The sequence below is a fragment of the Acinetobacter johnsonii genome, assembly GCF_048551975.1.
Lineage (GTDB): Bacteria > Pseudomonadota > Gammaproteobacteria > Pseudomonadales > Moraxellaceae > Acinetobacter > Acinetobacter johnsonii_A.
Genome location: NZ_JBIMCF010000267.1, coordinates 1 through 262 on the forward strand (window position 1 = coordinate 1; position 262 = coordinate 262).

Consider the following 262-nt stretch of genomic DNA (forward strand, 5'->3'; position numbering starts at 1 on the left):
GTAATATTATTGCCCTGCCGATCAATCAATAAAATATCTTCAGTAATAGTTTGAATGATGGTTGGAGCTGCCACGATGTAACCTAACCGAATACCGGGTGCAAAAACTTTAGACAATGAACCTACATGAATAACCAACTCAGAATGGGGCAAACTTGCTAAGGGTGGCATAGGCCGACTGTCATAGTGGAATTCGTGGTCATAGTCATCTTCAATAATGTAAAACCCCCATTTTTTTGAAAGCTCTAAGAGTTGAAGACGGC

The 262-nt window shown here is 40.5% G+C and carries 1 pseudogene; it reads right to left on the reverse strand.

Features of this window, described 5'->3' with window-relative positions:
• A pseudogene (locus tag ACG9ZB_RS17460) lies at positions 1-262 on the reverse strand (PLP-dependent aminotransferase family protein); the annotation flags it as partial.